Genomic DNA, 22,876 nt, shown 5'->3' on the forward strand with positions numbered 1-22,876 from the left:
GGTCAATCATCGCCCCGATGGCCGTTGGTGTTGTTGGTATAGCGATGTTCAAAGGAGTGGAAACATTAAATCTCGTACTACTACCAATGATGGTCGCTGCACTGGGTATCCTAGCATCAATTGTCGGGACATTTTTTTCGCCGATCGCGCGATGAACCGCCTCGTCTACCGGAATTTCGGAGATCACGAAGCGCTGCTCATCTCGCACGCGGTCACCGCCGGCACCGGCGGCGGCGTTCGGTTCTACGAGCTGCGCCTCAACGGTGCCTGCACCGCCACGAACTGCGCCACCCCCACGATCTTCCAGCAGGGCACGTTCGCGCCCGACGCGTCGTTCCGCTGGATGAGCAGCATGGCGTTCGACCAGGTCGGCAACATCGCGATGGGCTACACGACCTCGAGCTCGACGATCAACCCGAGCATTCGCTACACCGGCCGGCTCACGACCGACGCCCTCGGGACGATGGGCCAGGGCGAAGCCACCCTCATCGCGGGCACCGGCTCGCAGACCGGCAACAACCTGTCGCGCTGGGGCGATTACAGCTCGATGAACATCGACCCGAGCGACGACTGCACGTTCTGGTACACGCAGGAGTATTACTCCGCCGACAGCCCGTACTCCTGGCAGACACGGATCGGCGCGTTCAAGTTCGACGCGTGCGGGACCTGTCCCCTCGTCGGCGCTCCCGTGCTCACGGTCGATCGGTGGCCCTCCGGAATCTCGCTCTCGTGGACCGCTTCGGCGAACGCCGACCGATACGAAGTCGTCGAGGGCGGTCTCGCGGCGCTGATCTCGAGCGGCGGCAATTACGCGGCCTCGATGTCCGGCTGCCTCGGCGGCGGCCTCACCGCGACGTCGCTCGAGGTCGACGAGCCGGACCCTTCGCCGGGCGGAGGCTCGTGGTACCTGGTGCGAGGGACCCGGGGCAGCTGCCGGGGCACCTTCGGCGACGGAGGGGTCAGCGGAGCCGCCGCTCGGGACGCCGGCATCGGGTCCGCCTCCTCGGCCTGTCCGTGATCGTCAGCGCCCGCGGGCCCGCGAGATGAACGCCTCCTGCGCGGCGCGCCGCTCCTCACCGTCCCGGGGGGTCCGCCGGAGGTAGAGCCCGTCGGGGCCGCAGTCCCAGGCCGAGGCGTTGTCCTGCTCGTAGACCTCGAGGATCGCGTCCAGCTCGCGCTTCACCGCGTCGTCCTCGACGGGCAGGACCGTCTCGACCCGGTTGTCGAGGTTCCGCTTCATCCAGTCCGCCGAGCCGATGAAGAACTCGGGCGCGCCGTCGTTCTCGAACCGGTAGATCCGGCTGTGCTCGAGGAATCGGCCGACCACCCCGAAAACGCGAGTGCCGAACGACAGGCCGGGGACGCCCGGTCTGAGGCAGCAGAGGCCGCGCACGTTGAGCTTGATCGGCACTCCGGCGAGACCCGCCCGGTAGAGCTCCCGGATGATCTCCGGATCCTGGAGCTGGTTCATCTTCGCGTGGATCCCCGAGGGCTTCCCGGCGGCCGCGTTCTCGGCCTCGCGCCGGATCAGCTCGACGAACCGCCTGCGCATCGCGGCCGGCGCGAGCAGGAGCTTGCGGTACCCTGCGGGCGGGATCGCTCCCGTCAGCTCGTTGTAGACCGCCGCGGCGTCCTCGCAGACCAGAGGATCGCACGTCAGGATCCCGACGTCCTCGTAGATCCTCGCGGTCCCGGTGTGGTAGTTGCCGCTCCCGACGTGGACGTAGCGGCGGATGCGCCCCGCCTCCTCCCGCACGACGAGCGCGAGCTTGACGTGGGTCTTGAGCCGCTCGACCCCGTAGGAGACGTGGACCCCCTCGTTCTCGAGGTACTGCCCCCAGGCGATGTTGGGCGCCTCGTCGAAACGCGCGGTGATCTCCACCAGCACCGCCACCTGTTTTCCGCGCCGCGCCGCGTCGGCCAGCGCGCGGACGATCGGGGAGTCGGCGTTCGTCCGGTAGATGGTCAGCTTGATCGCCAGTACGTCGGGGTCGGCCGCGGCGGACTCGAGGAATCGCAGGACCGCGGTGTCGAAGTCGTCGTAGGGGTGGTGGAGCAGGATGTCGCCCCGCGCGATCTCCTCGAAGATCGCGCCACTCGAATGCGGGTCGAGCCCGCGGAGGCGCGGGTGCGTGACCGGCACGTGTCGCGGGAATCGCAGCTCGTCGTGTCCCGGGGCATCGAGCCTCAGGAGGTCGGACATGCCGAGGAACGCCTCCGTCGGGTACACGTCGTCCCGCTCGATCTTGAGCTGGGCCGAGAGCCACCCGACGATCTTCCGCGGCATCTCGGCATCCAGCTCGAGCCGGACGACCCCGGCGAATCGCCGGGCCTTCAGCTCGTCGGACACCAGGCGGACGATGCTCCCGGGCTCGCGAAGCTCCTCCTCGTCCTCGAGGTCCAGGGATCGCTGCCGGTCTCCCTCGGCACCCCTCGTGACCCTAAAGACGTGGATACGCCTCGGCGGTGTGGACGGGAACATCAGGTCGAGATTCGCGGCAATCACCTGCTCGAGCGGGGTGAACCCCGCGCCGCCGGGGAGCGGCACCCACCGGGGCCGGTTGCCGGGCATCTTGATCCGGACGAACCGCTCGCGATCGCCGTCGTCCGGGAGCAGCACCGCCAGGTTCAGCCCGACGTTGCTGATGAACGGGAACGGGTGCTCCGCGTCCACCGCCAGCGGGGTGAGGATCGGTTGGACGGAGAGGCGGAAGTACTCGCGGAGGAAAACCTTCTGCCCCCCTTCGAGTCCGTCGTACGGGAGGATCGGAAGCCGGTGCTCCGCGAGGCCGGGGAGGATCTCCTCGCGGACGGCCCGGCCGAGTTTCTCCGCCTGGCGAAGCAGCTCCTCCCGGCAGGCGGCGAACTCCTGATGGGGCGAAAGACCGTCGAGCGACGCCTTCTTCGAGCCCCTCTGGATCTGGCGCTTCAGCCCGCTCATCCGCTTCATGAAGAACTCGTCGTGGAGCATGCCCATGATGCCGGCGAACTTGACGCGCTCGAGGAGCGGGATGTCGCGGTCCTCCACGAGGGCGAGGACGCGGCGGGCGAAGGAGAGCCAGCTCAGCTCGCGGTTGAGGTAGGCTTGCGGGGAATCGATCCACTCCAGTGGGGACGGCTCTTGGGACACGTCGTAACCTCTCCCTGCGCAAGGGGAACGGGACCCCAAGCATACGCCGCCGGGGCGTCACTCGAGGAGCGCCAACAGGTCCTCGCGCGTGAGGCCGGCCGCACGGTCGGCTTCGCCGAGGGCGGCGTCGGCCAGCGCTCGCTTCCGCCCCTTCAGCCCCTGGATCCGCTCCTCGACCGTGTCCTCGGCGATGAGTCGGTAGACCATGACCGGCCGCTCCTGGCCGATCCTGTGAGCTCGGTCCGCCGCCTGGTCCTCGACCGCGGGATTCCACCAGGGATCGAGAAGGAAGACGTGGTCGGCCGCGGTGAGATTGAGCCCGGTCCCTCCCGCCTTGAGCGACACGAGCATCACGGGAGGCCCGGCGTCGTCCTGGAAACGCGCGACCACCTCCGCGCGGTCGCGCGTCGACCCGTCGAGCCGCACGAACGCGATCCCCGCCTCCCCTAGGTGCGGCTCGACCCGGTCGAGGAGCGATGTCCATTGGGAGAACACCAGCGCCTTGTGTCCCTCCGCGACGACCTCGTCGAGCGCTTCGAGCAGGAGGGCGACCTTGGACGAAGTCTCCGCCTCGCGCCCCGGGATCAGACCGGAATGGCAGGCCGCCTGCCGCAGCCGGAGGAGGGCTTCGAGCGCCTGGAGCACGCCTCCGCCCGCGTGCAGCCGCTCCACGACCTCGGGGAGCGTCGCGGCACGGACCGTGTCGTAGACCTCGCGCTCGTGCGGGGACAGCTGACAGCGCAGCTCCGCCTCGCTCCGCGGCGGAAGCTCCGGCGCCACCTCCTGCTTGAGCCGCCGCAGCACGAACGGCCGGATCCGCTCCCTGAGCCGCGCCGCCGCCCCGGGCGCGCCCGCCGCCACGGGGCGCGCGTAGCGTGCCTCGAAGTCGTCGCGCCCGCCCAGGAGGCCGCGGTTCAGGAAGTGGATCTGGCTCCACAGCTCGTCGAGCCGGTTCTCGACCGGGGTGCCGGTGAGCGCGATGCGGAATCGCGCGGTCAATGCGAACGCGGCCCGAGCCACCAGGCTGTCGGGGTTCTTGATCGCCTGCGCCTCGTCGAGAATCACGGTGTCCCACGCCTCTCGGGAGAGCGCCTCGGCGTCGAGTCGCAGGATCGCGTACGTGGTGAGGGTGACGTCGGCCGGCGCCGCGAGGGTTCGTCGCTCGCCGTGGTAGACGCCGGAGCTGAGGCCCGGACGGAATCGTCGGATCTCCTCCTCCCAATTGTGGAGGACGCTCGTGGGCGCCACGACGAGCGTCCTCCCCTCGAGCGCGCACAGCGCTTGCAGCGTCTTCCCGAGACCCATGTCGTCGGCCAGGAGCGCGCCCAGGCCGGCGCCGCGCAGGAACGCGAGCCAGTCGATGCCGCGCCGCTGGTAGGCGCGGAGCGTGGCGGTCAGGTCGCGCGGGAGCGGCGATTCCGGGATGCCGGCGAAGCCGGCCAGGAGCGCGGACAGCGGCTTGAAGTCGGGAGGTCGTGGCTGGCCGAGGTCGTCGCACAGCCGCGCGAGATCGGGGAGCGCGCATCGCGGAGTCCCGCCTTGAGGGTCCCGCGCGGCGAGGAGGTCCGCGATCCTCTCCCCGTATCTCGCGAGCCAGTCGAGGGGAAGCGGCGAGAACCCCCCGCCGTCGAGCGGAACGAGGGACGCCCCCTCGCGCCAGGCGCGGAGCACCGCACCCGCTTCGGCCCGCCCGGTTCCTCCGGGAACCTCGAACGCGACGTCGACCCGCCCGCTTTCGGTCCCGATCCGAGGGACGAGAGGCGGCGTGCGGCGGAAGTACTCGAGCTCGCGACGCTTGGGCGCCGGGCCCCACGCCGCGAGCCGCTCGGCGAACGCCACCGCCGCCTCGCCGTCGAACCGTGCGCGGACGCCCGGGGCGAGGTCGAGCTCGCGTCCGAGCGTCGCGAGCAGCCTCTTCTCCTGCCCTTCGTTCCGGATCGGCACCGCGCCTCCGAGATGGACGAGGCGTCCCCCGTCCACGCGTGCGCACGGCGGATCGCCGTACACGAGGAGCGCGAGCACCGAAAGCGACCGTTCCTCCCGCGTGAGATCGAACGCGATTCGAGGTGGCATCGCGGTCCCCTGGGGCAGCCGGTCGGTCCGGATCTCGACGGGGACCCGTTTCCTCAGAGAGGGGAGGACCTCCGTGACCAGCTCGGCCACGTCGCCGGGGCCGAATTGCTTGCCCCGCGGCAGCTCGTGGAGCTCGCGTGCCGTCAGGCGGGCCTCGTCCACGGGTCGGAGCACGCCGGCTGCCAGCGCGATCCCGTTCGCGAACACCGCCGCGACCGACGGATCGCGACCGACGGAGAGCCTAAAGCCGTCACCCTGCTCGTCGAGGGTCGCGACGGGAACTACCGGCGAGGCGGAGGTGCGGACGGGCTCGCCGTCGCAGAGAACCTCCGCGCAACCCGAGAGCGCATCCAGCAGGCGCGCGACGATCGATCTCGGCACAGGACCCCGGTGGTGGGTGCCGAGCGCCATCTCCACCCTTAGGTCGGCCTGGGAGGCGGCGAACCGCGGGCCTCCGGCGCGGCCGGCGGCGATCGAGGCCAGGCTCGCCTCCAGCGGGTGGGCCTCGTCCCCGACGACGATGAACCGGTCGAGCACGAGCCCCCCGGCGGTTCCCGTGAAGCGGTAGCTCAATCGTCCCGCCCGCGTGCCGGCCGCCGGGACGTCGAGCCCTTCCTCCCCGGCGTGGCGGAGCGCGATCACCGCGGCCGCCGCGTGCGCGCAGGCCAGAGACCGCGCTCCGCACGAGCACTCCCAGTCGGCGTCCTCGAGGTAGAGCGTGACGGCCGGGCAGTAGATTCCGCCGCGGGTCACCACGCGGATGAGGACCGTGCCTTCTCCTGAAGGCTCGCGGTGGACGGCCCCCGCACGCGCGAGCTCGACGCCGCGCGACCACGACTCGGGAGAGCTGGCCTCGCGGACGGCTTCGAAGATCTCCTTCACGGGACCGCGACTCCCCCGCGATCGCCGTGGAGTCCGGCGCTCTCGATCCGCGAAGCCGCCGTCCCGGCGCTCACGGCCCCTTGCGGCTCTTCTGCTGGTAGCTCCGCAGGATCATGAACGCCTGATTCAAGCGTTGAATCCTGCGGTTGCGGCTCTTGATGAGGTCGAGGTCGTCCAGAGGGGGCTGCTCCCCCCGGATCTCTCGTAGACAGCGGTCGAGCTCGAGCGCGAGCTGCTCCACCTCGCCGCGGGACATGGTCTTGAACGTGCGCTCCGTGACGAGGTGGTACCCCTCGGCGATGTCCCTCGCCATCGAGAAGGCGCTCCCCCCCAGAAAGTTGACCATGACCGACGGATCATAGCGCGCTCCCGGCGTCCCGCACCACCGCGTGTCACCGGGCTCTCCTCGGGGTTCCCGGCACACAACTCGCCGTCGGTGGAGTTGCTTGACACCGGACGGCACGCCAGCTAGGTTAGCGCCAGGTTCTGGCCGCAATCTCTCGTGCAGAAACGAAGTTTGGCGTGCCGAAGCCCGAGACGTGCCGAGGCACGGTACCCGGACCCGTCGGATCGGGGCGGGGGTCAGGACCCGGGTTGGAGCTCCCCGGCGAGGGAGCGACAGGAGTTCAAGAGCATGGGAACGAGACTGTACGTCGGCAACCTACCCTTCAGCGTCGGAGAGGAGCAGATCCGGGACGTCTTCGCGCAGAACGGCCGGACGGTGAACGAGGTCCGGCTGGTCACGGATCGGGAGACCGGACGTCCGCGAGGCTTCGGCTTCGTCGAGATGGGCAGCCAGGAGGACGCGGACGGCGCCATCCGGGAGCTGAACGGCTTCCAGTTCGGAGGACGGCCCCTGACCGTGAACGAGGCGCGCGAACGCGTGGGTGGCGGTGCCGGCGGCGGGATGGGAGGCGGCGCCCGCAGGGGCGCCGGTGGCGGCGACCGCGGGGGGTACCGCGGCGGCTTCTGATCCGGCCGAGGGACACGGAACGACCCGCCGGGGCGCCTTCGAGCGAAGACGTCCCGTTTCGTCCGCGCCCGAAGCGCAGGCTCCTAGATCGTGCCCAGGAAGGCGGCGAGGGCGCGCGTCGCACGGTCGACCTTCCGGAAACAGGGGAGGCCCGCGCTTCTCATCATCGCGACGAACGGTTCGTAGAGCGTACCCGCATCCACCGAGAACGTCATCGGCTTGGGCGACCTGAGGAACACCTCGATGAGGCGCGACGGAAGGCTCCGGGGACGCGAGATGTCCTCGCCGTGCCCTTCGCCTGCGGCGAGGTCTTCGAGCGCCGGCGTGTTCGGCACCCCGGCCACCACCAGGGCGTCAACATAGGGGTCCTCGGCGATCGCCTCGACGCAACCGACGTACGGCTCCGTCCGGCACACCGGCGTGGCGTCGATCGGGTTGTGGACATCCACGATCCCCGGTAGGAGGCCGCGGAGGCGTCGTTCGGTCTCCGGCGAGAAGCGGGCGAGGGTCATTCCGTAGAGCTTGTCCGCGGCCGCCGTGCACTCGAATCCCGCGTTGGACATCACCGCGACGCGCTTCCCCCGGCGCTTCCGCCCCGCCAGGAACGAGAACGTCATCGTGTAGTCGTCGAAGAGGTCGAGCGTCGGGCACTCGTCGACCCCCGCCGAGCGGACGATCTCGCGGCAAACGTCGTAGTCGCCCACCACCGAAGCGGTGTGCGAAGCGGCCGCCGCCTGCCCCTCTCGGGTGCGTCCTCCCTTGTAGAGCAGGACCTTCCGCCCGCCGGCAACGATCCGCCGCGCGACGGCGAGGAATCGCAGCCCGTCCCCGCGCCGGAACCCCTCGAGATAGACCACGAAGACCTGGATCGCCGGATCGCCCTCGAGATACTCGAGGTAGTCGGACACGGTGACGTCGATCTGATTGCCGAACGAGATCAGGTACCGCGCGCGAATCGTGCGGTCGAGGTTCGACATCTGGGTCACGAGGTGGGCGCCGGACTGGCTGATGCACGCGACGTTCGTCCCCGGCGCGTCGTGGATCGGAAGCTTGTGGGGCGGGATGAAGAACGTGTTGTACCCTCCCGGCACCGAGATGATCCCGAGGCAGTTTCCTCCGTTCACGAGGACGCCGCCGTCGGGCCTGAGGTGCGATCGTTCCACGGCGTCGCGCATCCGCGCCTCGGCGTCCTTCCCCCCTTCCGTCTCGGCGAAGCCGCCGGAGATGAGCGTGACCGTGTGCGCGCGGTGGTTGTCCACGAGGTCCACGACGATCCGGTCGGCCCCCTTGTCCGCCGGGACCGACACCACGGCCATGTCGGGGATCGCAGGCAATGAAGCGGGAGACGAGTAGGCGCGGCAGCCTTCGATCGTCTCGGCGTGCGGGTGGATGGGCCAGATCCGGTCCTGAGGCACGCCGCCCCCCTCCACCAGATTCCGGAGGATGATCCTGCCCGGATTGACGGAATCCGCCGAAGCGCCGATCACCACCGCGCTCCCCGGGGTCAGGAGCTTGCGCAGGTTCGAGACGGGGCGCGGTGCGGGTAGCGGGGCCGGGCGGTGGAGCCGCGCGAGGCCGTCGAGCGCGACGAGCCGCCCGTCTTCGTCCGAGGCGACGAACGGGTTGACCTCGAGCTCGGTGAGGCCGAGGCCGCCGGGAGGATCGAATCCGCCGAGGATGTCCGCGAGCGCTCCGAGGGAGAGCACGAGCCGCGCGAGAGCCGTCTCGGCAACGGCCCCGCGCTTCGCGCTCCTGAGCCCTCCGCAGAGCGCCGCGTGGACGACGGTCCCCCGGACCATGCGGAGCGCCTCGTCGAGGTCGAGATCCAGCGTGGACCGCATGCCGCTCGCCGTCCCCGCGGCGAGGGAGCGCAGGAGGTATTCGGTATCCAGGCCGCCGACCCCGGCGAAGACCACCGGCCCGAACGCCCGGTCGTGGCGAAACCCCGCGAGGATCTCGCGGCCGAGCCCCGCGCGGAACGGGATCTTCCGCGCCACGAGCGCGCCACGCACGTCGGCCGCAGGCGCCGCCGTCGTCGAGGCGGAGAGCACGGAAGCCACCGCGTCGCGTACCGCCGCCGGCTCGTTGCGGACCACGAGGACGCCGCCGGCATCGCTCTTGTGGAGGATCTGCGGCGAGACGACCTTGACCACCGCTTCCGCCGATTCCAGCGCAGCGCACAGGTCGGCGTCCACGCCGTCCGGGCCGGCGACCCGGCGGTGGGCGGGGACGGCGATCCCCGCCGCTCCCAGCAGGACGTACACCTCGTGCTCCAGCAGGATCGACCGGCCTTCGCTCTCGGCGAGGGCCAGGATCGGGTGGGCGGCGGTCGTCGGGACGGCGGCGTCGGGCGTCATGAGGTCTCCCTTCGGCGAAGGGGGTCAGCGAATGGGGCGGGGATTCTACACCGGGGCAACCATCATGGACCATCCGACCGCCCTGAGGACTCTCATCAAAGAACACGCCGGCAGCTCTCCTGCGGAACGGTCCGCGAGGCGGGAGGGTTTGCGGGCGGTCTTTCGCGAGGAGACGGAGCCATGGAATCTGTGAACCTACGGCGCAAGAGCATCTACGGGGCCGCCGTGCTGGCCGTCGCCGGCCTGGCGGTCGCGACGGTCGGTTGCGGAGGTGGCTACGGCGGTGGGGGGGGCGGCGGCGGCGCCACTGCGAGTTACCTCGGGACCATCTCGGGACCCGCGGGAGCGGGCGGTGCGCTCAGGGTGAACGTCACCAGCGGCGGCGGGGGGGGCGGTTACGGGGCGACTTCCTCGTCGATGAAGGTGCTGGCGGCCGCGACCGAGTCCGCGACCGGAACGCTCACGCTCTCCGGCTGCACGGTGTCGCTGGCGGGCACCTTCGACGGGTCGAGCCTTGCGCTTCAGGGGAGCGGAGCGTGCGGAACCTTCAACCTCGCCGGGATGCTGTCCGGCGGTGACATCGAAGGCACGGCCAGCGGCGCGGGGAAGAACTGGGAGTTCGTCGTGCTGCCGGATTCCGGCTCGAGCGTCGCGAGGGTGCTGTGCGGCACCTGGACCGAGCTTCAGAACGGGGCTCCCGACGGCGCGACCGGGGCCTTCGATCTCGTCGTCGAGGGGAGCACGCTGGCCGGGGTCACCCTCGACGGCCAGAACACGCCGCTCCTGCTCTCGGGCACCGTGATGAGCGGCACGAGCGTGACCGTGACGTCCCATGGCCAGACGATCGCGACCGGGACGATCGACGGCTCCGCAGCCACCGGGACTTACGCTTTCGACGGGAGCCAGGGGACCTGGCAGGGATCGTCCTGCCCGTAGATCGGTCGTCGGCCCTGCCGATCCCGACGCTCAGATCGGCGGGACGACGGCGCCGCGTCGCGGCCGGAGGAACACACCGAACAGCACGGCGCCGGCGAGGAAGCCGCCCCCATGGGCCCACCAGGCCACGCCGCCGACCTCGGTGGGGCCGGCGAGGGCGAGGCTGCCCGAGAGGACCTGCGCGACGAACCAGTACGCCAGGAAGAGGAACGCCGGGATCTCGAAGAAGAGCGGGAAGACGAACAGGGGGAACAGCATCAGGATTCGGGCCCGCGGATACAGGATGAAGTAGGCCCCCATGACCCCCGCGATCGCCCCCGACGCCCCCACGGTCGGAACCGTCGAGCTCGGGTTCGTCAGGAGGTGGGTGATTCCCGCCGCGATCCCGCAGAGGAGGTAGAACCCGAGGAAGCGGAACGGCCCCATCCGGTCCTCGACGTTGTCCCCGAAGATAGAGAGCGTCCACATGTTCCCGATGAGGTGGAGCCAGCCCCCGTGGAGGAACATGCTGGTGAAGAACGGCCAGTAGTCGTGCAGCGGGAAGCCGACGCGCGCGGCCCACGTCGGGTGCGCGAACCGCGCGGGGACGATCCCCATCAGATAGAACAGCTCACGGACCTGGTCCCGCGGGAGGGTCGCCGCGAACAAGAACGCGGCGGTGTTCGCGCCGATGAGCAGCACGGTCATCACCGGCGCGTGGCGGCTCGGAACGTCGTCGCGGATCGGGAACATGCCGCGATCAGTCTAGCGCCGCCGGTCTCCGGCGCTCGCCCGAATCCCGCGGCGTCCGATCTATCTCCTCGCGGCGTCGAACGGACCGGGCAGAAGGAGGTGGCTCGTCTCCTTGAACTGGATGCCCACCGCCCCCAGCTCCGCCATGACCGGCTCGTAGATCTCCGGCGTGACGGGAACGTGCACGCCGGTGATCTCCATCTTCTTCTGGAGCATGAGCCGCACGGCGATCGCCGCCGGGAGCGAAACGGTCCGCGCCATGGACGAATCGCCGTGAGGCTGGCCGTAGTCCACGAGGACGCAGACCGTGCGCGCCGACGGGCGGTCGGGCCAGGAGGACACGAACTCGTGTCGCAGGATGATCATGTCCCGCTCGCCGCGGGCGTACGGCATCATCCGCAGCAGCCGGTTGGCCAGTACGTCGAGAGGGGAGGCCTTCTTCTCCGGGATCGGGCGGTCGGACAGGAGCCCGGCCCATTCGAGGCGGGCGAGGATCGGATCGTCGGGCGTCACCCCGATCTTCTCCGCGATCCGCTCCGCGAGGGAGCCGGACTTCGCCTTCGGCAGGAAGCCCGAGAGGAACGAAGCGTAGGTCGTGCCCGGCGCGACGTCGCGCTCCACGAGATCGAGGAGGCCGAGGTCGGCGATTCCCTTCAGGGTCTCGCACCATCCGGGGTACCGGATGGTCCCCCGGAACATGTTCTGAACTCCCTCGAGACCGTAGGTCTCGATGTACGGGAGCGAGTCGCGGTTCGGGTAGATCACGAACAGCCCCAACCCCTCGACGCCGTAAGGCCAGCGATTGGCGAACAGCTTCGGGCCCGGGATCTCGACGACCTTCCCGTTCCTGAGGAACTTCGCGTCGTTGCGCCCCGCGAGGATGACCCCCCGCGGGCTCCACGAGAACTTGTAGCCCCAGGGGTTCGTGTTCGCCTCGAGGGCGGGAAGGCCGCCACAGCAGCTCGAGAAGTGCGTGACGGTGCCGCCCGAGTTCCGGATCTCGTGGATCACCTGCATCGCGGACATGTGGTCGATGCCCGGATCGAGGCCGATCTCGTTCAGGAGCGCGACGCCGGCCTTGCGCGCGGGCTTGTCCAGCTCGCGCATCGCGGGGGAGACGTAGGAGGTGGTCACGACGTGCGCGCCGTGCTTGATCGCCATCTTCGCCACCGCGACGTGATGGGTGTACGGGACGAGGCTCACGACGATCTCGGCCTCCTTGATCAGCGACTCGACCTGCGCGGCGTTGTCCACGTTCACCGAAACGGCCTTGCCCCGCGGATGACCTCCGACCAGCGCCTCGGCCTTGCTGACGGTACGGCTCGCCACGACGACGCGGCGATCGGTCCGCTCCAGGAGGTAGCGCACGATCGGTCGGCTCACGAGCCCCGCTCCCAGGATCAGCACGTTCTTCATCGCGAATCTCCTCCTCAGTGAATCCGGCCGGCCGAGGTCAGGCGGCCAGGTATCGTTCGAGGTAGACGTAGGAGGGCGCCAGCTTCCCGCGGTGGACGATCACGGCGCGCAGGATCTCGGGCGGCAGCGGGAGCTGCTCCAGAGGCTCGTCCCACGGGCAGCGCGCGAGCGCGGGCACGAAGGGGAGGAGCATGTCGCCGAAGTGCTGGGACGCATCCACGGGGAGCTCGCAGGGGAGGTTGTCCACGGCGAGCACCACGGGGCCGCGCCCCGCGATACCGAGCGTGTCGCGTCCGGTCACGGGGTCGTAAACGAAGACGGGATCTCCGGAGTCGGTGCTCCGGACCGTGCACTCCACCGAGCCGCTGATGTCGCAGCTGATGTCCCCGATGATCTTGAGCCTCGGAGGCTCCTTCGCTCCGAAAAGCTCCCGGAGAGCCTGAAGCGTGACGAGGCGCGGGTACTTCGGCTCCCAGTAGACGCAGTTCACCAGCACCGCGACGTGCGGGAGGAACTGCGCGAACGTGGGGCGGTACTTCTCGGGATGGGCGTAGTAGTCCTGGAGGTCGAACCGGTCCCAGGGGGATGCGGGCTCCACGGTGTGCTCCTCGTGGAACACCGCCTTGTAGACGACGTGCCGGTCCCGGGGAAGGTTGCCGGCGAGCTCCGGCACCTCCGCGGGAGCGATGTCGCGGAACGGCAAGAGATCGAAGACTTCGGCGGCCCCGCGATAGGTGTTCCCGTACCCGGTGAACGCGCAGACGAAGGGGGTCATGACCTCGGGGAGCCCTTCGGAGAGGATCCTCTCGCCGGCTGCCGAGACCGCGGTCTGCGCCTCGGCCAGCGTCGCGTAGTCCAGCGCCTGATGGATGTCGTCGAACGGGTTCGGGCGGATCCCCTCGTGCCGCAGCCTCCGGCCGAGCGCCCAGAGCGTGTCGATCATGCCGGAGTGCCCCGCCTGCAGGCCGAAGAAGATCAGCCTGCGCCCACGGTCGTCCGCGATCTTCTCGTAATCGACCAGGGTGCAGCCCAGCTCCATCAGGCGCCGGAGCATCGGCATGTTGTGGCTCTGGCCCTTCGCCACGTGGGCGAAGTACGCGTAGACCTTGGCGGCTTCGAGCCGCTCGACCGGAACCTCCTTGACCCCGAGGATCACGCGGCAGGGAGCAAGATCGGCGGTGACGGACGCCCCCGCCTCCTCGTAGGCCCACTCGGGGAACGCCCTGATCTCCGAGGGCTCCACGAACACCCTGAGGTGCTGTCCCTGGGTCAGGACCGCGACGTGGTCCGGGGTCAGGGGGACCCTGCGCTCCCAGCGGTTCTTGTTCTCGCGGCGGATTCCGATCATCGGCGGCTCCGTGAAGTCGGACAGTGTAGCGCGGCGGGCGCGATTTGGCCCGACCGAAGCCGGGCGATTGAAGAGTGATTCGCTCGACATATCGACGAGGCTAGAATGCCGTCTTCGCGAGGCACGAACGATGCCGTCTCGAACGTCCCGGCCGCCGTTCCTCCTGGTTCCGGCCGCCGTCCTCCTGGCGGCGGCCGGTGTCGCGGCGGCGACCACGTCGGGTACGGTGCACGAGGCTCCCTCGGCCGCGGTGCTCGTCGGTGGGACCGCGGCGGCGGTGCTGGCGCTCTACGCTCCCTCGAGGATGCGCGGGGTCGCGGTGGCGGTCGCGGCGGCGGCCGCCGGAGCCGCGTCGGGCCACGTGCTCGCGCGTGCGGGCATGCCGCGCGTCCACGATCTCGACCACCTCTGGGGGATCTGGGCGTACGGGCGGTCGATCTCGGCGGGCGCCTGGTATCCGCTCTGGATCCCGTATCTCGGCGCCGGGATGCCGCTCTTCCAGTTCTACGGGCCGCTCAACTTCCTGCTGGCGCTCCCGGGGATCCTGGGCGGATTCGCCCCGATGGGAGCATTCAAGCTGGAGCTCTTGGAGGGGCACGTCCTCTCGGCGCTCTCCTTTCTTGCCGCCGCGCGCATTCTCGGCGCCGGGCGCCGGGGATCACTCGTCGCGGCGGTCGCCGGCGCGTTCGCCCCCTGGAGGCTCGCGGTGTTCGACTACCGAGGGGCGCTCGTAGAGGAGAACGCGTTCCTGTTCCTCCCGCTCGCGGCGGCTTCAGCGATCAGGACCGCGCGCGAAGCCCGGCTCCGGCACGCCGCGTTCCTCGCGGCCTCGGCCGCGGGGCTCGTCCTGACGCACCTGCCTTCGCTGTTCACCCTGGCGGTCTCGCTCGCTCCCGCGCTCGCGCTGGAGGAGGTGACCGGCGAGCGGCCGCGGGGGCGCCGAGGCCGTCGTCTCGGCGCGCTCGCCGCCGCGCTCTCGGCCGCCGGGCTCCTCACCGCGTGGTGGTGGCTGCCTGCCGCCCTCGAGGGAGGCCACACGAGCGTCGGCGAGCGGAGCGCTGCCAGCCGCTACTTCCGCTACGGAGAGCATGGCCTCGCCCCCCTGGCCCCGTTCGAGCGGCGACTCTGGGATCGATACCGGATCTCCCTGCCGGAGTCGTACCGCGCCGGGGCCGGTTCAGGACAAGAGCCCATGCCCTTCTACGGCGGCGCCGTGCTGCTCATCGCCGGTCTCGCGGCGCCCTTTGGGTCCCGCCGGTCGGGGACCGTGGGGCTTTCCGCCGGGGCGCTGTTCGCGCTCGTGCTCTCGACCGCTCCGGCCGCTCATGCGCTCGCCGGCGCGCCCGGGTTCGCACAGCTCTACTTCCCGTGGCGCTTCCTGACGCCGGCGTCCGTTCTCGCGGCGCTCGCGCTGGGGGTCGGGGCGGACCGTCTTTGCCGTGAGGCCGGCCGTTGGCCGCGGGCGCTGCTCCTTCCCCTGCTCGCCACGCTGGTCGTGTGGGACGCCGCTCCGTACACCGGCGCCGCAGACCGGATTCCTTCCTATGACGGGGTCGTCCACTGGGCGTCCCGCGCCGGCGACCCGGCTCACTTCGAGACCTCCATGAAGCCGGTTCCCGTGGCGGTGCCGCCGGGGGAAGAGCCCTTCCGCACCTGGGATCTGAAGCTGCCCCCCACCGCGTACTCGACCGGAATCGACGCGCTGTACTACGTCTACCCGGAATGGGTCACCCCGGTCCTGTACCGGACCTACTGGCTCGCGAGAGACCCATCCGTCGTGGCTCGGGCGGGGGTCTCGCTGATGTTCGACGAGCGAAGGAGCGAGCCGCTGCGCCTCGCCGCGCGTCCCTACGCCGAGCTCTCGGCCCCCGGTCGTCCCCCGGACCCGCTCGGCCCAGCGCGGGTCTCGCGCCGCCCGGGCCTCATCGACGCGCGCGTCGACGCGCCGGAGTCCGGCGGGCGGCTCGTCGTGCTGGAGCAGGGGTTCCCCGGCTGGCGGGCCAGCGTGGACGGCAGGGACGCCGGACGCCCCGAGGACGACGGAGGGTTCATGGCGGTGGCCGTCCCGCCGGGAAGCCACCGGGTCGTGCTGACCTACGGGATCGGGACCCCCGCACGGATCGCGGGACTGCTCGTGTCGGCGCTCGCCGCACCGGTCGGGCTCGCCGGCCTCCTCGTGCGCCGGCGCCGGCGCTCGGCCCGACGCGGACCGAGCGCGGACAACCCGCCGTCGTCGTCTCGGGGGCCGTCGTCGTCCCGGTTACAATGGCCGCGGCGGGAAGGAGACGACGCGTGAGAAAGAAGCCGCGGACCCACTGCATCGGGATCCTCACTTCCGGCGGAGACTGCCCGGGCCTCAACGCGGCGATTCGAGGCGTCGCGAAGCCCGCCCTCGACCACTACGGCATCGAGGTGATCGGGATCTTCGACGGCTTCAGGGGGCTCGTCGAGAACCGGACGCGCCCGCTGGACTCGCGGTCGGTGAGCGGCATCCTGACCCTCGGCGGAACGCTCCTCGGCACGAGCCGGGACCGGCCGCACCGGATGCCGATGGGCGGCAAGGTGCTGGACATGACCGAGACCGTCGCGGCCAACGCGAAACGGCTCGGGATCGACGCTCTCGTCTGCCTGGGCGGACGCGGGACCCAGAAGAACGCGTTGCACCTTCACGAGGCCGCGGGCATGAGCGTCTTGACGCTGCCCAAGACCATCGACAACGACGTGGCGGAGACCGACGTCTCGTTCGGCTTCGACACGGCGATGGCGATCGCGACCGAGGCGATCGACCGCCTGCACTCGACCGCGACGAGCCACAACCGGTTGATCGTCTGCGAGGTCATGGGGCACAACGCCGGCTGGCTCGCCCTCGGCGCGGGGATCGCAGGCGGTGCGGACGTGATCCTGATCCCCGAGATCCCGTACGACCTCGAGGTGGTCGCCGAGCACCTCAAGGCGCGACGCCGGGGCGGGAAACGATTCTCCATCATCGTCGCGGCCGAAGGGGCCCGGACCCGCCAGGAGGCGCTGGCCGAGTCGGAGCGCGGCGAGAAGGCCCGCGGGAAGGGGAAGAAGCCCGCCAAGCCGGCGCGCCGGCCCCTTGCCCGCCGCGAGGCGAGCGACGTCCGCGACGATCCCGCCGGCGGCGACCTCGAGGCGCCGACCATGGTGCGGGAGCCGATGGCGAGCCGGCTCGCGAGGCAGCTCCAGCGGATCACCGGGACCGAGGCGCGCGTGACGTCGCTGGGGCACGTCCAGCGCGGTGGGACGCCGACGGCCGCCGACCGGCTCCTGTGCACGCGGCTGGGGACGAAGGCGGCCGAACTGCTGTCCGAAGGGGTCTACAACGTGATGGTCGCGGTCCGCGGGGGCCGCTGCGAGCCGGTTTCGCTCGAGAAGGTGGCCCGGGAGCGGAAGATCGTTCCCCCGGACCATGCGTGGGTCGCCGCCGCGCGCCTCGTCGGGACCTGTTTCGGCGACCTCTGAGACCTGGGCGCCGTCTTGAGCCGTCTTTCCGTCGCGCTCCTTCCCTGGCTCGCCGCGAGCGCGACGCTCGCCGCCGATGGCATGTACGTCTGGGACGAGGCGGTCGGGATGACGAATGGGCGGCTCGACGAGGGCGTGTCCGACGCCGAAGCGCAGGATCGCCTGCTGGGCCTCTGCCGGAGCGGCCCGCTCGACATCCGGCGGCTCTACTTCCTCGCCGATCCTGGGGCATGGAGCGAGCCGTCGCTGAGGTCCTTCCTGGCGGACGCGAGGGCCCGCGGGATCGACGTTTACGCGGTCCCCGTCGGGGCGATCCAGGACGCGTGGATCCGGCCGTTCCGCTTCCACCGCAGGTGCGATCACGAGGCGGTCCTCGCGTGGGTGCGGAGGATCCTCGAATTCGACGCCGCGGGAGGCGAGGCGCGCTTCGCCGGCGTGCAACTGGACGTCGAGCCCCATGGCGCTCGGAGCCGCGACCTCCTGCTCCGCCGCCGCCCGGTCTGGCGGTCGGGCCGGGGCGGGCTGCTCCACGACCGACGGAACCGGAGGCTGGCCCGGGAATACCTGGGACTGCTCGACCGCGTCCGCAGGTGCCTCGACGGCGCGGGTCCGCGGCACGCGCTGGCGGTGACGCTCCCCACCTGGCTGGATCGTGACGACGCGGAGGAGAGCTATCGGCTTGGCGACGGGAGCGGGGACAAGGTGCTCATCCAGCACGTGCAGGATCGCGTCGACTTCGTCACCCTGATGGACTACGTCGACGGATCCGACCGCGAGGGCCCCGGCCACGGCCACGCCTGGGACGACATCTCCAACGAGGTCCGGTACGGCGCCGTCGAGGCGCTGCTCGAGACGTCACCGCCGGACCCGCGCGGCGGCTCGCTCCTTCCGGGGGAGACGCTGTACGAGGAAGGCGAGCGGGGACTCGTCGATCTCGCCGCGCGGATCGGAGCGGCGGCGCGAGGGCAGCCCCACTTCCTGGGCTGCGCCGTGCACCATTACCTGCACGCCTACGGCGGAGGTGCGGCGGGATGGCCGCGGCACGACTCGTCGGGCGCCGGCCAGGCGGCTCGGACCGGTCCGCAGCCGAGGCTACTTCTTCGGGGCGACGGCCTGCTTGGCGATCACGCGGCTCACGATCTTCGCGTACACCTGCTCCGGCAGGATCTTCCGCCTTGTCAGGTCGTTCTTCGCCTTGTAGGGCCGCCCGTCGATGATCTTCTGGGCGTACGCGTCGCCGATGCCCGGCAGGAGCATGAGCTGCTCCCTGGTGGCGCTGTTCAGATCCAGCGGCTCGACCTTCGCCGCCTTCGGCGGGGTGGGCGACTTCGTCATGGTAGCGGTGGGGGGCGTGGTGCCCGCGGGTACCATCTTCTCCGCGGCCGGAACGGACCCGAGAAGTCCGACGGCCAGGACGGCGGACGCGAGCACGACGATCCCGAGCGCTGCAGCCGATCTCCTCATCGTGGGCCTCCTTGAGCGGCGCGACCCTCCGTCGGTCGGGGGAGGGCCACCGGGGATGTTCTAGCACAATTGGATCGCGGTTGTTCCACATCCGCTCCGTCACTCACCGCGCCGCGACGGGAACCGCCCGCCGAGCGCCCCGCACGCCGTCGTCGTCGGCCGCCTGCATCACACGCTCCACGAGCCGGTCGAGGTCCCCGCGCAGACGGGCCACCACGACCTCGTCGTCGTCGCAAGCCAGGAAGACGATTTCTCGGATCGTCCCCCGCCGCGACTTCGCCAGGAGGAGGACCTGTCCGTCGCGGTCGCGGACGTTCACGACGGTCGCGAACCCTCCGAGGTGGAGGCGGTCGGGATCCAGCCTCGTTCGCCGGCCCGCGCCCCGGGGCACGGAGAACACCGCGACGCCCAGCCCCGTGAGGTCCTTGATGGCGAGCGCGTCGTCGTCGCCGTCGTGCGCCACGAGCGCGCCCGTGAACTTCGTCGAAGCCCAGCCGAGCTTGAGGCCGAACTCCCGATGGAGCTCGACCCCCATCTGGGCCTCGAGGGCCGCCTCGACTCCGCGGGGGCCCCGATAAGCGACGCAGCCCGATGCGGCCGCGAGCAGGGCGACCGCCAGCGCGCCGCGCAGGGCGTTCGGGAAGGTCACGGCTTGTCCCCAGCGTCTTGCTCGTGCCGGCGCTCGGGATCCTTCTTTCGGTCCCCCTTCCCCTCGTTGCTCAGCTCGTCGAGCCCCGGGACGTCGAGGGTCTCGTGGAGCCGGTCGAGCTTCGCGAGGTCGAGGGACCCGGCGAGGTTCGCGAACACCACCTGCCCCTCGTCGCGGTCGAACACGAGCACCACGAGGCCGTCCACGGTCTTGCCGCTCCCGAGGACGAACACGTTCACGCGGTCCCCCTTCTGCCGGACGCGGGCGAGCCGCTCCCATCCCTCGCGCACGAGCCGCTCCTCGATCTCCCGGAACAGCTTCGTCGCCTTCGCCGTCCGCTCGGCGTCTTTGCCGAGCCCCACGATGTACGCCGACACGGACCGGAGCCCGTGGAGGATCGCGGCCGCGTCCCCGTCGTCCTTGGCGGCGCCGGCGATCGCGCCGAGCAGCGTGGGGCCGATGTGGATCTCGACCACCTCGGAGTCCTCGCTCTCGAGGCTCAGGAACGCCGAACCGTCCACGAACCCGCGCAGGCGGGACTCTTCCCGTTCCGCGGCCGGGGTCGGCGGCCCCGCGACGAGCAGTACGGAGAGCAGCGCGAGAGCGAACGGGACCATCCGCTGCTGGATCATGGTCTCCTCGGCTCGGGCCTTGGGGCCCATCGAATCGGGACGCGACGCAGCGCCGGTGCGACCTCTCCGGCGACGACCGTATCGCACGCCGCGCGCTCCGCCCGGTGAAGCGCCCGGGAGGCGAGGGACAGCACCCGGCGCGCGTCGTCCCTGCCCCTTGCCACCTCGTCGGCGGATGGCCGGCCGGTTTGCGTGGGCGCCAGCGGTCCCCCGAGGAGAAGCAAGGCGAGGATGACGACCGCGGCGGCGCCCGCCCATGCCGGCCAGGCGGCAGAGAAGCGCGGAAGACCCCGGAAACGGCTCCGGCGTACCGTGCGGTCGAGGACGGCCTCGAGCGCCTCGGGGGGCAGGGGATGCTCGGGAAGCGCGCGAAGGGTGGTCCTCACCGCCGCCAGCCCTTCGGCGACGGCCCGGCACTCGCCGCACGCGGCGAGGTGAACCTCGAGCGCGGCGGCGCGTTCCGCGGACAGCTCGCCATCCAGGCGCTCGTCGAGGAGCGGGCGGACGGCAGCGCACGCGCTCACGGGTGCACCCCCGCACGCAGAAGGGTCACGCGCAGCCGCTCGCGCGCCCGGTGGAGGGCGGCCTTGACGGTGCCGAGCGGGATACCCAGAGCTTCGGCGATCTCGTCGTAGGGTAGGTCCTCGACCTCGCGGAGCAGGACAATCGCCCGGTCTCGAGGGGCGAGGCGCTCGAGCGCGCCCGCCAGGACGCCTCCCAGCCGGGAGGAAGCCGCGGCCCGCTCGGGGTCGGGCGCGGGGTCGGCCCGTTGGGCTTCCTGGGAATCGTCCTCGGCGACCTCGGGTCGCGCCGCAGTGCGCCGGTGGCGGTCGAGACAGAGACGGTGCGTCGTCCGGAGCAGCCAGCTTCGCGCGGCCGCGTCGGGCACGTCGCTCCGGTGCCGCCAGAGCCTCACCAACGCCTCCTGGGACACGTCCCGGGCCTCCTCGCCGTCCCTGAGCAGCCAGACGGCGTGGCTGTGCACCCGGTTCCGGTGCTCCCGCACGGCGCGCTCGAATCCCTCATCCGTCATGCTCCCTACCTAGAACGGGGACCGCGGCGGGAAAGTTGCAGGATTCAGGCGGCGCCGCGGAGAACGGCTACTCCGGGATCCGCCACACCGTGTCGAGGACCGTCCCGTCCACCCACTTCACCACGGCGACCGGCTGGTCCACGAACCGGGGCTTGGCCGCGGCGCCGCCGCAGATCCGCTCCACCTCGTCCTTGATCCGCTCGATCGGCTTGATCGGAAGCGAGGAGCCCTTGACCGCGTCCAGGAGGTCCTGCCGCCTGGGGTTGATCGCGATGCCTCGCTCGGTGACGATCACGTCGATCAGCTCGCCAGGGCCGACCAGCGTCGTGACCTCGTCCACGATCACGGGGATCCGGTCGCGAAACGAAGGGACGGCCAAGATGGTGCACCCGGCGAACAGGCAGTTCTGCCAGCCGCCGATCCCGTGGAGGAGCCGGCCGTCCGAGTGGGTCACGACATTGGCGTTGAACCTCACGTCCACCTCGGTGGCGCCCAGGACCACGGCGTCCACCATCGAGGCGAAGTTCCCCTTGCCGTTGTAATTGTAAGAAGTGAACGGCGAGGTGGCGACGTGGCGCGGGTCGGAGCCGATGGAGCGGACGCCGTCGAGGTCGAAGGTCTGGCCGTCGAGGATGTAGTCCGTCAGCCCGTCCTCGAGGAGCTTCACGAGGTACTTCGTCGAGCCGCCTCGGACGAAGCGGGCCTTGATCCCGGCATCCTTCATCATCCCGCGGAGGAACATCACGAAGGCGAGGGCGATCCCGCCGGCGCCCGCCTGGAACGAGAACCCGTCTCTCATGATTCCCGCGTCCCGGAGGAATCGCGCGACGTACTCGGCGATCAGCAGCCGATCCGGGCTCTTCGTGATCTCGGTGGTGCCGGAGACGATCTTCGATGGGTCGCCGATCGTGGGGACCTCGACCACGAAGTCGACGTTGTTCCCCTGGATCTGCCAGGGGACGCAGGGGAACGGCACGAGGTTGTCGGTGACCACGACGACGCGGTCCGCGTACAGCGAATCGGCGAGGGCGAACCCGAGGGAGCCGCACGCGGACCTCCCGTGGGAGCCGTCGGCGTTGCCGAAAGGGTCCGCGGTCGGCGCGGCGATCACCGCGATGTCGATATGAACCTCGCCGTCCTGGATCGCCTGGAAGCGCCCGCCGTGGGAGCGCAGCACACCCAAGCCGCGCATCTTCCCGCGTGAGCAGTACTCGCCCAAGGGACCGTTCATCGAGCCCTCGATGTGGTGGACCGCGCCGCGGTCCATCAGGCCCATCACCGGCTCCTGGCAGGGGAAGGACGCGCTCGGGAACCACATCAGATCCCTCACCCCCATGCGCTCCGCGGTCTCGAGCGCCTCGAGAGCGATCCGATCGCCGTTCCTGAGATGGTGGTGGCTCGAGATCGTCATTCCGTCCCTGAGGCCGCATCTCAGGAGGGCGGTCTCGAGGTCGGGAACGCGCTTGTCCCCATCCGCGGGGTAGTCGGCGCACGTCCGGATCGGAGGGGCGGCCTTCCGCCCGTCCGGCGCGTGCCGACCGATCCCCTCGAACGCAGCCTGGCCGCGCCCATTGACGCTGGCAAGGACCCTTCGCCCCGCGGCGTTGACGATCATCTCCACCCTGGCGTTCATCGGGCCTGCTCCTCCGGGGCCGGGACGAGCCCCATCCTCCTGGCGCGCTCCACGAGGCGGCGAGCGCGCTCGACCACCGGGGGGTCGATCATCTTCGAGCCGAGGCTGACGACGCCGAGCCCCTTCTCTCCCGCG

General features: G+C 70.7%; 18 protein-coding genes. 5 read left to right on the top strand and 13 right to left on the bottom strand.

The window, feature by feature from the left end; all coding sequences use genetic code 11:
- Positions 1 to 151: 151 nt before the first annotated feature.
- Positions 152 to 1,018, top strand: coding sequence for a hypothetical protein (locus LAO51_14405; protein ID MBZ5639935.1), 867 nt, complete (start codon positions 152 to 154; stop codon positions 1,016 to 1,018).
- Between the two features lie 3 nt (positions 1,019 to 1,021).
- Here the strand turns inward: LAO51_14405 and ppk1 are convergent, their stop codons facing one another.
- From ppk1 to LAO51_14420, 3 genes are all read right to left on the bottom strand, one after another.
- Positions 1,022 to 3,130, bottom strand: a complete 2,109-nt coding sequence (gene ppk1, locus LAO51_14410) for a polyphosphate kinase 1 (GenBank protein MBZ5639936.1) — start codon at positions 3,128 to 3,130, stop codon at positions 1,022 to 1,024.
- 57 nt (positions 3,131 to 3,187) lie between these two features.
- On the bottom strand, positions 3,188 to 6,085 hold the full coding sequence (locus LAO51_14415; GenBank protein ID MBZ5639937.1) for a DEAD/DEAH box helicase: 2,898 nt from the start codon (positions 6,083 to 6,085) through the stop codon (positions 3,188 to 3,190).
- A 70-nt stretch (positions 6,086 to 6,155) separates the two neighbouring features.
- Positions 6,156 to 6,398, bottom strand: coding sequence for a hypothetical protein (locus LAO51_14420; protein ID MBZ5639938.1), 243 nt, complete (start codon positions 6,396 to 6,398; stop codon positions 6,156 to 6,158).
- 321 nt (positions 6,399 to 6,719) lie between these two features.
- Between LAO51_14420 and LAO51_14425 the strand changes: the two genes are divergently transcribed.
- Positions 6,720 to 7,058, top strand: coding sequence for an RNA-binding protein (locus LAO51_14425; protein ID MBZ5639939.1), 339 nt, complete (start codon positions 6,720 to 6,722; stop codon positions 7,056 to 7,058).
- An 83-nt stretch (positions 7,059 to 7,141) separates the two neighbouring features.
- Here LAO51_14425 and LAO51_14430 read toward each other — a convergent pair whose 3' ends face one another.
- Positions 7,142 to 9,415 (bottom strand): acetate--CoA ligase family protein, encoded by a 2,274-nt coding sequence (locus LAO51_14430; GenBank protein ID MBZ5639940.1) that lies wholly within the window; start codon positions 9,413 to 9,415, stop codon positions 7,142 to 7,144.
- Positions 9,416 to 9,595: 180 nt separating this feature from the next.
- On the opposite strand from LAO51_14430, the gene LAO51_14435 reads away from it, so the two are divergent.
- Positions 9,596 to 10,351, top strand: a complete 756-nt coding sequence (locus tag LAO51_14435; protein ID MBZ5639941.1) for a hypothetical protein — start codon at positions 9,596 to 9,598, stop codon at positions 10,349 to 10,351.
- Positions 10,352 to 10,381: 30 nt separating this feature from the next.
- On the opposite strand, the gene LAO51_14440 is transcribed toward LAO51_14435, so the two are convergent.
- Genes LAO51_14440 through LAO51_14450 form a run of 3 tightly spaced genes read right to left on the bottom strand, consistent with a single transcriptional unit; the run spans position 10,382 to position 13,847 of the window.
- Complete coding sequence (locus LAO51_14440; GenBank protein MBZ5639942.1) at positions 10,382 to 11,083, bottom strand: rhomboid family intramembrane serine protease; 702 nt, start codon at positions 11,081 to 11,083, stop codon at positions 10,382 to 10,384.
- A 60-nt stretch (positions 11,084 to 11,143) separates the two neighbouring features.
- A complete protein-coding gene (locus LAO51_14445; protein ID MBZ5639943.1) occupies positions 11,144 to 12,499 on the bottom strand; it encodes a saccharopine dehydrogenase NADP-binding domain-containing protein in 1,356 nt (451 codons plus the stop codon).
- Positions 12,500 to 12,536: 37 nt separating this feature from the next.
- The gene (locus tag LAO51_14450) at positions 12,537 to 13,847 is read right to left on the bottom strand and encodes a hypothetical protein (GenBank protein ID MBZ5639944.1); all 1,311 of its coding nucleotides are present in this window, start codon (positions 13,845 to 13,847) and stop codon (positions 12,537 to 12,539) included.
- A gap of 130 nt (positions 13,848 to 13,977) precedes the next feature.
- On the opposite strand from LAO51_14450, the gene LAO51_14455 reads away from it, so the two are divergent.
- Together LAO51_14455 and LAO51_14460 are read left to right on the top strand one after the other, a co-directional pair.
- Entirely contained in the window at positions 13,978 to 16,143 is a 2,166-nt protein-coding gene (locus tag LAO51_14455) for a hypothetical protein (protein MBZ5639945.1), read from the top strand.
- Positions 16,113 to 17,330: an ATP-dependent 6-phosphofructokinase gene (locus LAO51_14460; protein MBZ5639946.1), complete on the top strand. Its 1,218-nt coding sequence runs from the start codon at positions 16,113 to 16,115 to the stop codon at positions 17,328 to 17,330. The genes LAO51_14455 and LAO51_14460 overlap by 31 nt, the downstream gene beginning before the upstream one ends.
- Before the next feature lie 1,092 nt (positions 17,331 to 18,422).
- On the opposite strand, the gene LAO51_14465 is transcribed toward LAO51_14460, so the two are convergent.
- The 6 genes from LAO51_14465 to LAO51_14490 form a co-directional block, all read right to left on the bottom strand.
- Positions 18,423 to 18,794 carry a helix-hairpin-helix domain-containing protein gene (locus LAO51_14465; GenBank protein MBZ5639947.1) on the bottom strand — a complete coding sequence of 124 codons (372 nt, stop codon included), beginning with the start codon at positions 18,792 to 18,794 and terminating at the stop codon, positions 18,423 to 18,425.
- A gap of 103 nt (positions 18,795 to 18,897) precedes the next feature.
- Positions 18,898 to 19,443, bottom strand: coding sequence for a DUF4252 domain-containing protein (locus LAO51_14470; GenBank protein ID MBZ5639948.1), 546 nt, complete (start codon positions 19,441 to 19,443; stop codon positions 18,898 to 18,900).
- Entirely contained in the window at positions 19,440 to 20,075 is a 636-nt protein-coding gene (locus LAO51_14475; GenBank protein ID MBZ5639949.1) for a DUF4252 domain-containing protein, read from the bottom strand. Before LAO51_14475 ends, LAO51_14470 begins: the two co-directional genes overlap by 4 nt.
- The gene (locus LAO51_14480) at positions 20,072 to 20,599 is read right to left on the bottom strand and encodes a zf-HC2 domain-containing protein (GenBank protein ID MBZ5639950.1); all 528 of its coding nucleotides are present in this window, start codon (positions 20,597 to 20,599) and stop codon (positions 20,072 to 20,074) included. Before LAO51_14480 ends, LAO51_14475 begins: the two co-directional genes overlap by 4 nt.
- The gene (locus LAO51_14485) at positions 20,596 to 21,108 is read right to left on the bottom strand and encodes an RNA polymerase sigma factor (protein MBZ5639951.1); all 513 of its coding nucleotides are present in this window, start codon (positions 21,106 to 21,108) and stop codon (positions 20,596 to 20,598) included. Before LAO51_14485 ends, LAO51_14480 begins: the two co-directional genes overlap by 4 nt.
- 67 nt (positions 21,109 to 21,175) lie before the next feature.
- Complete coding sequence (locus LAO51_14490; protein ID MBZ5639952.1) at positions 21,176 to 22,741, bottom strand: citrate lyase subunit alpha; 1,566 nt, start codon at positions 22,739 to 22,741, stop codon at positions 21,176 to 21,178.
- Positions 22,742 to 22,876: the final 135 nt, after the last annotated feature.

Source organism: Terriglobia bacterium (genome assembly GCA_020073205.1).
GTDB lineage: Bacteria > Acidobacteriota > Polarisedimenticolia > Polarisedimenticolales > JAIQFR01 > JAIQFR01.

Excerpts from the sequence above, each read along its gene's own strand:
- LAO51_14405 (MBZ5639935.1), top strand. The coding sequence starts at position 152 with ATGAACCGCCTCGTCTACCGGAATTTCGGAGATCACGAAGCGCTGCTC.
- LAO51_14420 (MBZ5639938.1), bottom strand. The coding sequence starts at position 6,398 with ATGGCGAGGGACATCGCCGAGGGGTACCACCTCGTCACGGAGCGCACG.
- LAO51_14425 (MBZ5639939.1), top strand. The coding sequence starts at position 6,720 with ATGGGAACGAGACTGTACGTCGGCAACCTACCCTTCAGCGTCGGAGAG.
- LAO51_14430 (MBZ5639940.1), bottom strand. The coding sequence starts at position 9,415 with ATGACGCCCGACGCCGCCGTCCCGACGACCGCCGCCCACCCGATCCTG.
- LAO51_14435 (MBZ5639941.1), top strand. The coding sequence starts at position 9,596 with ATGGAATCTGTGAACCTACGGCGCAAGAGCATCTACGGGGCCGCCGTG.
- LAO51_14440 (MBZ5639942.1), bottom strand. The coding sequence starts at position 11,083 with ATGTTCCCGATCCGCGACGACGTTCCGAGCCGCCACGCGCCGGTGATG.
- LAO51_14445 (MBZ5639943.1), bottom strand. The coding sequence starts at position 12,499 with ATGAAGAACGTGCTGATCCTGGGAGCGGGGCTCGTGAGCCGACCGATC.
- LAO51_14450 (MBZ5639944.1), bottom strand. The coding sequence starts at position 13,847 with ATGATCGGAATCCGCCGCGAGAACAAGAACCGCTGGGAGCGCAGGGTC.
- LAO51_14455 (MBZ5639945.1), top strand. The coding sequence starts at position 13,978 with ATGCCGTCTCGAACGTCCCGGCCGCCGTTCCTCCTGGTTCCGGCCGCC.
- LAO51_14460 (MBZ5639946.1), top strand. The coding sequence starts at position 16,113 with ATGGCCGCGGCGGGAAGGAGACGACGCGTGAGAAAGAAGCCGCGGACC.
- LAO51_14465 (MBZ5639947.1), bottom strand. The coding sequence starts at position 18,794 with ATGAGGAGATCGGCTGCAGCGCTCGGGATCGTCGTGCTCGCGTCCGCC.
- LAO51_14475 (MBZ5639949.1), bottom strand. The coding sequence starts at position 20,075 with ATGATCCAGCAGCGGATGGTCCCGTTCGCTCTCGCGCTGCTCTCCGTA.
- LAO51_14485 (MBZ5639951.1), bottom strand. The coding sequence starts at position 21,108 with ATGACGGATGAGGGATTCGAGCGCGCCGTGCGGGAGCACCGGAACCGG.
- LAO51_14490 (MBZ5639952.1), bottom strand. The coding sequence starts at position 22,741 with ATGAACGCCAGGGTGGAGATGATCGTCAACGCCGCGGGGCGAAGGGTC.